General features: G+C 35.7%; 6 protein-coding genes. 5 read left to right on the forward strand and 1 reads right to left on the reverse strand.

The window, feature by feature from the left end; all coding sequences use genetic code 11:
• Positions 1 to 98: 98 nt before the first annotated feature.
• Complete coding sequence (gene mutS / locus CCY16_RS01515; protein ID WP_088414428.1) at positions 99 to 2,603, forward strand: DNA mismatch repair protein MutS; 2,505 nt, start codon at positions 99 to 101, stop codon at positions 2,601 to 2,603.
• Between the two features lie 66 nt (positions 2,604 to 2,669).
• Entirely contained in the window at positions 2,670 to 3,869 is a 1,200-nt protein-coding gene (locus CCY16_RS01520) for a ribonuclease D (RefSeq protein ID WP_088414430.1), read from the forward strand.
• Here CCY16_RS01520 and coaE read toward each other — a convergent pair.
• Entirely contained in the window at positions 3,852 to 4,439 is a 588-nt protein-coding gene (gene coaE / locus CCY16_RS01525; protein ID WP_088414432.1) for a dephospho-CoA kinase, read from the reverse strand. The two genes, CCY16_RS01520 and coaE, sit on opposite strands and share 18 nt — an antisense overlap.
• A 166-nt stretch (positions 4,440 to 4,605) precedes the next feature.
• Between coaE and CCY16_RS01530 the strand changes: the two genes are divergently transcribed.
• The 3 genes from CCY16_RS01530 to uvrA all read left to right on the forward strand — a co-directional run bounded on the left by CCY16_RS01530 (position 4,606) and on the right by uvrA (position 10,997).
• The gene (locus CCY16_RS01530; protein WP_088414436.1) at positions 4,606 to 6,009 is read left to right on the forward strand and encodes an NAD(P)H-dependent flavin oxidoreductase; all 1,404 of its coding nucleotides are present in this window, start codon (positions 4,606 to 4,608) and stop codon (positions 6,007 to 6,009) included.
• Between the two features lie 359 nt (positions 6,010 to 6,368).
• On the forward strand, positions 6,369 to 6,938 hold the full coding sequence (locus CCY16_RS01535) for a hypothetical protein (protein WP_179946020.1): 570 nt from the start codon (positions 6,369 to 6,371) through the stop codon (positions 6,936 to 6,938).
• A 1,242-nt stretch (positions 6,939 to 8,180) separates the two neighbouring features.
• Positions 8,181 to 10,997, forward strand: coding sequence for an excinuclease ABC subunit UvrA (gene uvrA, locus CCY16_RS01540; protein ID WP_088414434.1), 2,817 nt, complete (start codon positions 8,181 to 8,183; stop codon positions 10,995 to 10,997).
• Positions 10,998 to 11,701 lie beyond the last annotated feature (704 nt).

An 11,701-nucleotide genomic window follows, 5' to 3' on the forward strand; every position in this document is an offset into this window, starting at 1 on the left:
TATTGCCTTTGTATAGTATAAAGTATTCCTATGTAAATTCTATGTTGTCCATATAATAAAGTTGAAGCTATTGCTAACGCAACGTATTTAAAAATGTTATGAACTTCGTAAGAGAAAAAAACACTCCTGTGATGGAGCAATATTTGAACCTAAAAGCTCAATATCAGGATCATCTGTTATTTTATAGGCTGGGAGATTTTTATGAGTTGTTTTTTGATGATGCTATTAAAGCTGCGAAGTTGCTGAATATAGTACTAACTAAGAGAGGTAATTCGTATGGGCAAGAGGTGCCAATGTGTGGAGTGCCAGCGCATAGTAGTGAATCTTACCTTCATAAATTAATAGATTTAGGATTCAAAGTAGCAATCTGCGATCAGTTAGAAACTGCTGATGAAGCAAAAAGGAGGGGCTATAAATCTATAGTAAAACGTGATGTAGTGCGAATTGTAACTCCAGGAACAATTGTTGAAGATTCGCTATTAGAGGATAAAAACAACAATTATCTTGCATCCATAGTTAAACAAAATGGGGAGTATGCTATTGGCTGGCTTGAATTGTCAACGGGAAAATTTTTTCATACCTTAACGAATTTAAAAGCTCTGGATAGTGATTTATTGCGTATATCACCAAAAGAATTACTAATTTCTGATAAACTAGCTGAGGATGAAAAAATCAGATCAATTTTAAAAAATTATAAAATATCGATTACGCAGCATGCACAGAGCTTTTTTGAGTATAATAAATCTAATAGAACGCTGTGCGAATTTTATAATGTTAGAGAACTTGGGGTTATAGGAAATTTCAGCAAAGTGGAGATTATGGCGTGTGGTGCACTGCTTGAATATGTAAAAGTAACGCAAAGAGGCTCTGTTCCAAGACTTGAGTTACCAGAACCCTATAAGCAGCAAAATTTCATGCTTGTCGATGCTTCAGCAAGAAGAAATCTTGAGTTATTTTTAACTCAGTTTGGTGAAAAGAAAGGTTCACTAATCTCAGTTATCGATCACACAGTAACAGCTTCTGGTGGGCGTTTGCTAAAGCAAATGCTTGCATCACCGCTTGCTTGTTCTAAGGCAATTAATTTGAGGCTCGGCACCGTTGAATTTTTTGTAAATAACCATGAATTACGCAAGAGAATACGGGGAATACTATCTAACATTCCAGATATTGAGAGGTCTTTGTCACGTTTAATGCTGGAGCGTGGTTCACCAAAAGACATTAATTTGTTAAAAGTGGGCCTTGGGAAAACTTTAGAGTTATCTGAGTTCTTGTATAAAATTGAATCTGGTAAAAATGAATCTCTCTTACAACAATATGTTATCCCAGTGCTTGACACTGGGATCCAGCCAGCGTTGCACGCTGGAATAACAGTAAAATCAGATGAAAATGAACTTAGCACAATATATAAAAGCCTTGGTAACCATAAAGACCTATTCGAGCTTCTAAACAGTGCTGTGCTCGATAATAATCTCAATTCCGTGAAAGAAGGAGGATTTATCAATCCAAAATATAATCAAGAGCTATCTGAGTTATCATATGTGTTAAGTAATAGCAACAAACTAATAACCAGACTTCGTGAATCTTACCGTGATCTGACTGGTATTGCTGCGCTGAAAATATTGCACAACAATATACTAGGTTATTACGTTGAAGTGTCAGCGAATCATAAAATAACTTCGGACATATTTATTCACAGGCAAAGCTTAGCAAACAGCATGCGCTACACTACTAATGAATTGAAAGAATTAGAAAATAGAATTCTTATGGCGCGTGATGCTGTAATCAGCTTAGAAATAAAAATCTTTGGTGAACTGTGTAGTGAAATTGCTAAAGAATCCGAGAGGATTGCTCTTACTGCAAATGCTTTGGCAAAACTTGATATCAGAACCGCATTTGCAGAGCTTGCAGTGCAAAATGATTACACGAAACCCATCATTAACGATAGCAAGGAATTCAATATTTGCAATGGAAGACACCCAGTTGTTGAAGTTAATGATAAGTTCATTGCAAATAGCATCAATTTGACTGGTATACATCTAATTACTGGCCCTAATATGGCTGGAAAAAGCACTTTCTTGAGGCAAAACGCTCTCATTGCAATTTTAGCTCACATGGGTTCATTTGTGCCAGCAGATAGTGCACATATTGGAGTGATTGATAAGATATTCAGCAGGGTTGGCGCAACGGATAATATAACGGCTGGTTATTCCACCTTCATGGTGGAGATGATTGAAACAGCAACCATAGTCAACCAAGCAACAGACCGTTCCTTGGTAATACTTGATGAAATTGGTAGAGGAACAGGAGTGTATGATGGCTTATCTATTGCTCAGGCGGTAATTGAGCATATTCACAATGTAAATAAGTGCCGCGCTATCTTTGCAACTCATTATCATGAATTAACTAAAGTAAGCAAATACTTGAAAAGTGTCAAGTGTTTTTGTGTGAAAATAAGAGAATGGAACGAAGAGGTGATCTTTCTACATGAAGTAGTTGAGGGCGTTGCAGATGAGTCATATGGGATACATGTGGCAAAACTTGCTGGTTTTCCTGATTCTATTTTAAATAGAGCAAGTGAAGTGTTTGAAAAACTAAAAGCTTAATTAAGAAAGTCGTTAATTGCAAAATTTAATATCAGTAGTAAAATAGAACTACTTAATAAAAAATATATGTTAATTAATACAACGTCAGAGCTGGAAGATATATGTGAAGAGTTAATAGCAAAAAAGCCAAAGTTTATAGCAGCTGACACGGAGTTCATTAGAAATCACTTAACTTACTATCCAAGATTGTCGTTAATTCAGATTTCTTATGGAGAGAAGAGTTTTATTATAGATGCATTAGCGCCGGAGGTTGATTTATCGTTTATTAAGAAAATCATACTCAATCGAGAAATAACTAAAGTATTTCATAGTTGTCGGCAGGATATAGAATCCTTATTCACTGTGTTTAAGTGTATTCCTGCTCCCATTTTTGATACCCAAGTTGCTGCTATGTTTTGTCATTATTATCACGACTTTATTGGTTACTCAAAAGTAGTAGAGCAATATCAAGGGGTAGTATTAGATAAAATTAAAGCTAAAAATTCAGACTGGTTAAGAAGGCCATTGTCCAAGGATCAGTTAGACTACGCAATAAGCGATGTGGTACACCTATATGACTTACACCAAGTATTGTGCGATAGACTTGAGGAAAGTGGTAGAATGGGCTGGTTTCACGAGGAGATGGAATCAGTGGTTGATATAAATAAATGTTTGCATAATCCAAAAGATGCATGGAAGAGGATTAAGTTTAATTATGAGGCAAATCCAAGATTGATGGTAATTATTAAAGCGGTTAGTGAATGGCAAGAGACTTTAGCACAGCGTTATAATATAAATCGTAATAAGATAGTGAACAATGCTGTAGTAGCTGGTTTTATTGAAAAAAACGTGGAACACGTTGATGAAATTTTGGATGATCTTAGGAAGAACACAAAAAATATAAGAGAGGAGGATTTATTAGAATTTATAGATGTTTTTAATGAGAATGAGAAAAATTTTGTGCAGCAAGATTATATTCTATCAAATAATTATGATAGATCTGTATTCGATATGCTCTCAATTATTTTAGAAAGCAAATGTAAAGAAAATAATATATCAAGAAAATTGGTTTCATCAAAAGATGAATTAGTTGGGTCAATGTCTGGACAGGTAGACAAACTATTTAAGGGATGGAGGTATGATTTTTTTGGCAGGTCAGTTAAGTCATTTTTGAATGCAAATTCAAAGTTTGAAATTTCAGTGGTAAAATCTGCAAATAATACAGTCAAAATTCAGAGTGATTTAATAAAAGCAAGTTGTGGATTGAAATCAATTGCTGAGGCTTAACGAGTCTACTATATCTTTTATTTGAGAGAGAACATGTTCTTTACTTGTACTGGTATCAATGGTAAAGTCACTCATCTGCCTTTTTTCTTTGACAGGTAGTTGAATACTGGAAATTAGATCTAGCTTTTCTTTATTTATATTACGTTCACTGAGCCTTTGAGCTTGTGCGATACTGTCTGCATAGATGAAAATAATAAAGTCGCAATATAAATGAAATCTCGTTTCCAGTAAAAGTGGAACGTCTAGAACTAAGAACTTCCTATCGATCTCTTTATCCTGAGCAATAAAAATTTCTAGTTCATTTCGCACAGCTGAATGAACTAAAGATTGAAATTGCTTCCAATTTTCATCATAATCTAAGAAATATTTGGACAATACTGTTTTATCTATTTCACCATTTACTATCGCTCCAGGAAAATTTTTCTCTGCGTAGCTTATTATGTTTTTGTCCACTCTATAAAGCTGGTGTACAATAAAATCAGCATCAAACACAGCAGCACCAAATTCTTTAAAGCAATTGGCTATAAAGCTCTTCCCTACTCCAATTCCTCCTGTTAGACCTATAATCATATAACAAAAAACACATTATGAAGCTATACCTACAGTAGCTGCTTTTTTTTGTGTGTCTACTTAAAACCCAAGTTTGCTGTGTGGTTCTGATAGTATCAAAAGAAAATAAACAGCTATTATTTTTTTAGCAATTAAATAAAATAGAATGAAAGATTGTGAGGAAGCTTTGAAAAATAAGATAAAAAAAATGATAATTTCAGGAAAAGAAGTGTGGCCAATCATCGAGGGCGGTAAAGGTATTGCAATTAGTGATGGAGGATCGAGCGGAGCATTTGCTGCAGCAGATGCTGTTGGAACGTTTTCTGGTGCAAATGCCAAGCTTATTGATGATAACGGTGAGTTAGTACCATTGGTTTACAAAGGTAAAACAAGAAATGAAAAACATGAAGAATTGATTGAGTATAGTATTGGGGCTGGAGTTAGTCAGGCAAGAATAGCAAATGAAATATCAAAAGGTCGTGGAAGAGTACATATGAATGTGCTTTGGGAGATGGGGGCGGCAGAACGTGTACTTCATGGTATATTAGAAAAGGCAAAGGGCTTAGTCCATGGTATTACCTGTGGTGCTGGTATGCCTTACAGGCTTGGAGAAATTGCAGCCAAGTATCAGGTTTATTATTACCCTATTATTTCATCGGTACGTGCTTTTAAAGCATTGTGGAAACGTGCTTACAAAAAAATATCTTCTTTTTTACTTGGTGGAGTAGTATATGAGGATCCGTGGCTTGCTGGAGGGCATAATGGATTAAGTAATAGTGAGGACCCAGAGTTACCACAAGCTCCATTTGAGAGAGTTGTGGAACTTAGGTCTTTTATGAACGAGATCGGTCTTTCAGAAACACCAATTGTTATGGCGGGGGGAGTGTGGCGTTTGAAAGATTGGGAACATTGGTTTGACAATTTGCAAATCGGACCAATAGCTTTTCAGTTTGGCACTCGTCTGCTTTTAACGAAAGAAAGCCCAATTTCTGCAGAGTGGAAGAAGAAGCTGTTGACTTTGGAAGAAGGTGATGTGTTTTTAAATAAATTCAGTCCAACAGGGTTTTACTCATCTGCAGTAAGAAATAACTTCATACGTGAGTTACAGGAACGGAATTCACGTCAAATAAAATTCTCAGAAAATGCCAGCGAAGAGTTCGATAGTGAATTTGCGATTGGTGCAAGAGGTAGAAATATTTACCTTACTTCAAAAGACAAGGAACTGGCAGATATATGGACTAAAGCAGGATATACAGAAGCAATGAGAACTCCAGATACAACTGTTATTTTTGTAACGCCAGACAAATTTGCAGAGATCAGGCAAGATCAAATCAATTGCATGGGGTGTTTAAGCCATTGTTTATTTAGTAATTGGAAAGATCATGGTGACCATTCAACAGGGCGAAAGCCAGATCCGCGGAGTTTTTGTATACAAAAGACACTGCAAAACATTATACATGACGGCAATATTGAAAATGAGCTCATGTTTTCCGGGCACAGTGTGTACAAATTCAAGCAAGATCCGTTTTATGAGAATGGCTACATACCGACAGTAAAAGAGCTGGTGGAAAGAATATTGACAGGATATTAAGTTATGTTTGAGTTGATAAGGAAGCATTGCTTTATTATAGTAAATATTTATTAATTTAATTTTAATTTGGAAAAATGTCTATGCCAGCGAGCAGGAGTGTTTTAGAAGGGTATGCATTGGCCTATTAAAAATTTTGATGGTACATTAACGTTAAAGGGTTTTTACAATTTTGTGATGTACGAAACGCCACAGATTGGAATGAGGAGAATTTTGAAAGATTATATAAAGGATTTGTGTGCTCGGGTTTAAGCAGTGGTGGGACGGGGAAGTAATCAATGTAATGAAGAGAGTAATGGGCAATCTACTACACATATACATGTATACAATAGAGGTTTAGATTTCTGGGGTTATTTTTACTATTGCAATGTTGTATCGATTCTTTACTTGTTAGGTGTGGTCACACCATAGTTATTTATGGCAATACCACTAACCAAAGCAGAGAAAATAAGAAAAAAGTCTCAGAAGACAGTAGAAAGTTGTTAGCTTTAGGTATAGTAGCTGCAGTAGTATGTGTTGCTTTCCATGTTAGTATGTGCTTTTGGTATCACAGTAGCAAAAAAGCGGCAAGAAAAGAAGAAAAAATAGATTACCTAGATAATAAACTTAAAATGTTCAAAAACATTGAGTTTATAGTTAGTGCAATTTCTTTAGCGGCTTTAGTAGCTTGTGTATTTTGCCCAGTTTTACCAGAATTTGGATTAGTTACCCTTGGCGTTAATTTTCTTGTATGTTTTGTTGGTAGCTTAGCTTTTCATATGAAACATGAAAAGGAGTCAGATAATATCAAGAAGGCTAAGGAAGCTGTAAACACTATAATACACCACCTTCTTACTTTCAAAATCCTAATGTTGGGAATTCTTTTCCGAGTGCTTCTCCTTATGGGAATCAGTACTTTCCTTTTTATTAATTTTATAATGCTAGTACAATAGTGCAAGGAGCTAATTATAGACAGTGAACTTGCCCTAAAAATCCATAGCTGTATAAACATTGTAGTTTTAGGGCAATCTCCACCAGTGGGGTGTCATGCCAGTACGTGACACTGGTATCCAGAAAGGTTTGCTTACTAAACTAACTTGGTAATTATAGGAAGTGGCTAATCTTATACTAAATAAATATATCTATTCAGTGGTATGATTGAGGAGAAAAACGAAAAAACTTCAAATGATCGATTTTTCGCCCAAGCTATGTAAAGTGTAAAAATTTAACCGCGTTACACCGTATTTAGCCCATTTTATTCTAACAATTCGCTTATTCAACCACTTTTTGCTGCTCTGCTAAGCAGGTACCGTGGTTTCGCTTCCATAAATGATTTCCTATTGACCAATCGGAATACCCTTTTATACTTTATTACGCTATTAAATTAAATTAAATATGACAAATGATCTTAAAGGTTTGCTTTTAACTTAACCTTCCCCCTAATCAAAATGTAATTAGCAGTTTTTATACACATACAACAGGCGAATTTTATAAAAATCTGAATAAGTTAACACCAGGTAATGAGCTATTTATAGGTACTGAGAATATAAATGAGTATATTAATATTGAAAATAATGAGGCATGGTACAAACACTTTTCTACTGTAGTTGCTAATGAAGAGGAACAATAAGATATAGATATAAGTTTAATAATAGATATGAACATAGGCATGAGCATAAGTATGATTCTAAAAATATTATAGATAAAATTGCTGAGCAAATTGCAAACTAGATTAGTAAAAGTATAAAAGATAATACTGTAGAATATGTCGGATTCAAAGAAAGTAGAAAGAAAGGTAAGATTAACCTGCAGTAAGAATTACGCTAAATGATCTTATTATCAGCTGGTGTTTTTTTTATAAGCGCTCATCAAGCACGATTTACAGGACTAGTTGGTAATGTAGACAATAATGTAAAAAACACGAGGTGTACATAGTACGAAAAATTAAACATGAAACACCAGATATGTTAAGCTTTTTTGTCGTTTAATCTGTACAGATAGATAATCAGCTTCAGCATTATGATAAGGGGGCTGGCAAAGTTTGTCAAGCGATTTCCGTATTTTTATGAGCTATTTGAATGATGTCCTTCTTGTGAGCTTGTGTTCGTATTATTTTCCATAATAGTTAAAAATTAGTAGAAAGTTACTGCAAGTTCATGTATTTATAGGCTATAATAATTGAAGGTATGCGATGTATGGACGATTTTATAAGAATTAAGGGTGCAAGAGAGCATAATCTGCAAGGTGTAGATGTCAATATACCAAAAAATAAGCTAGTTGTTGTAACTGGGCTAAGTGGCTCTGGTAAATCTAGCCTTGCGTTTGACACAATTTATGCAGAAGGCCAGCGTAGGTATGTTGAAAGCCTGTCGGCTTACGCACGTCAATTTCTTAACATTCAAGATAAACCAGATGTTGAATCGATTACAGGCCTCTCTCCTGCAATATCCATTAATCAGAAGTCAATTTCAAAAAATCCAAGATCAACAGTTGGAACTGTTACTGAAATTTACGATTACTTGCGCTTAATGTATGCCCGAATAGGAGTACCTTATTCACCTGCAACAGGATTACCAATAGCAAAGCAAACTGTATCTCAAATTGTAGATACTATAATGGCGCTGCCTTTGGAAACTAAAATATATATACTTGCTCCCATTGTACGTGGCAGAAAGGGAGAGCATCTTAAAGAGATATTGGAAATAAAAAAGCAAGGCTATGTGAGGTTAAAAATAGACGGTGAGGTACATAATATAGATGATTTACCTAAGCTCGATGAAAACAAGAAACACGATATTTTCGTTGTTGCAGATAGGATACTGGTATCAGACAATATAGGGAACCGGCTGCCAAGTAGTATAGAATCAGCATTGAGGCTTGGCCATGGCTTAATGTATGCGGAAATAACGAGCTTGCCTGATAATCATAATTCTGAGTATAAAGATGGTCAAATTTTAACTTTCTCAGAAAATTTTGCATGTCCGGAATCTGGGTTCACTCTTGAGGAATTGGAACCAAGATTATTCTCCTTTAACAGTCCCTACGGTGCATGTTATTCATGTAATGGGCTTGGTAAAAAGCTGGATATTGATATAAAGTTGATAGTACCAGATGAAACACTTTCAATATCTGAAGGCGCTTTAAGGCCAGTGGGATCAATGTCTCGTCAAGTGCATGCAAGCTATGGATTTCTAAAAAGTGCGATCCTATCACTGGCTGAAAATCGCAAATTTAGCCTTGATATTCCTTGGAAAAACATAGATCAAAAAGTGAAGAATGTAATACTTTTTGGTTCTAAAGAAATGAAGTTTCGAGGTCTGGTGGGTATCTTGGAAAACCAGATAGATTATGATGAAACGCTTATTGAACGATATTGCTCTGTTGCTAACTGTAAGGAATGTGTTGGTTTTAGAATAAGAAAAGAAGCACTAACAGTGAAGATTGATGGTAGACATATAGGTGAGATATCTAGGCTCAGCATCGATGAATTCCTTAAATGGTTTGAGAATTTGCCGAGCAAGCTTACAGAACAACAGAAGCAAATCTCAAATAAAATATTAAATGAAATAATTAAGAGACTAACTTTTTTAAAGAATGTAGGGTTGAATTATCTTACGCTTGATCGTGAATCTAGTACTCTCTCTGGTGGTGAGAGTCAAAGAATCAGGCTTGCTTCACAAATTGGTTCAGGGTTAACAGGTGTTCTATATGTGCTTGATGAACCATCAATAGGCCTTCATCAATGTGATAATGATCGATTAATTGCCACACTTAAAAACCTGAGAGATATGGGAAACACCGTGATCGTTGTTGAGCATGATGAAGATACAATAATGGCTGCTGATTATGCAATTGATATTGGTCCTGGAGCTGGCGTGAATGGAGGAAAAATTGTTGCAGAAGGAACACCAGATCAGGTGCAAAGTAGCTCGAAAAGCATAACAGGGCAATATTTAAGTGGAAAGAAAACAATCTCAATTCCAAAAAGAAGAAAGCAAGCAACTCAGTACATAAAAGTGGTAAATGCATGTGAGAATAACTTAAAAAATATAGATGTTGAGTTTCCTATAGGGAATCTTATTTGTGTAACTGGGATATCAGGGGGGGGAAAATCAAGTTTAGTTGTAGAAACATTATATAAATATTTAGCGCGCAAAATGTATGATTCATCCGCGAAGTATGGCCAATGCGATAAGATAGAAGGCCTTGAATATATAGATAAAATTATAGAAATAGACCAATCGCCAATTGGTAGAACTCCGGCATCAAATCCAGCAACATATGTAGGCATTTTCACTCATGTGAGAAATTGGTTTGCAGGTCTCCCAGAGTCAAAAGCACGAGGTTACAACATAGGCCGATTTTCGTTTAACACCAAGGGAGGAAGATGCGAAGCATGTAAAGGTGATGGGCATTTAAGGGTAGAAATGCATTTTTTGCCGGACGTTTATGTAAAATGTGAGCAGTGTAAAGGTCGGCGGTATAACCGAGAAACACTAGAGGTTACTTACAAAGGAAAATCAGTTTCTGACGTGCTTGATATGACAATAGATCAAGCGTGTGATTTTTTTGACAACCTTCCAATGGTGAAAGAAAAATTGGTCTCTTTGCAGGAAGTGGGACTTGGCTATATAAAACTCGGGCAGCCGTCAACAACATTGTCTGGAGGTGAAGCACAACGGATAAAACTATCCAGAGAGCTATCGAAACGGTCTACTGGGAGGACATTATACATTCTTGATGAACCAACGACAGGATTGCATTTTGAGGATGTGAATAATTTACTAAAGATACTCCATAAGTTAGTTGATTTAGGAAATACTGTTATAGTTATCGAGCACAACTTGCACGTTATAAAAACTGCGGATTATATAATAGACATCGGTCCAGAAGGTGGAATGAAAGGCGGGAAAGTAGTTGCCACAGGAACTCCAGAAGAAATAATAGATATACCAGAAAGTATTACTGGTAAATATCTTAAGCCATATCTGTCAAAGTTAATCAAGGTGTAAAGCTATTATAGTAACTAGGGTATGTAAGATGAGGAAATAAATATCTGTGGTAGAGGAACATGTTTTTTTTGTTAACCTACCCATATTATGGTGAATACTTGGAAGCTAGTGAATAATGGTTATGTGGTATGAATGGTGGAGGTGAACTAATGAATAAGGAGCAGGCTAACTATGTAGCTGCTTGCCAAGCTCAAAGTTGCCAGCAGGTGACAATCGAATTCCGGGAAGCTTGCTTTTAAGGAAATAACGAGCACCATCAATTGAAAAGCCATCTAAGAGAAAGAAAGTAGGAACACAAAATAGTGAGGAATATGTAGTTTCAGATTGTGTTTCCGGTAATAATAATCAGGCTTAGAACTTAATCACTTTTCAGGTGAGAGTAGTAATCAACATACTTTCGGTGGTACTTATTCAGGACAGCCAGAGGGCAATAATTATACAGACAGAAGTTATGGTCAAGAAATGCCAGATAGTACAAGCGAATGCAGTACAGAAATTGAAGGGAGTGTTCAAAAAAATATACTTGATAGTTCTAAGAGCTGGGGCCGGAGGTGCGTTAATCAAATAACTAGTTAATCAGATGAAAATGATTAGGTGATAGGTGCTGATTCCAATTTTGAGGATTGGGGTTTGCTGCCAGGTGTTGTCCACAATAATTAGTTAGTAGTTGGCTGGATGAAAGTACATATTCCTCACTATTTTGT

The sequence above is a fragment of the Wolbachia endosymbiont of Wuchereria bancrofti genome, assembly GCF_002204235.2.
Lineage (GTDB): Bacteria > Pseudomonadota > Alphaproteobacteria > Rickettsiales > Anaplasmataceae > Wolbachia.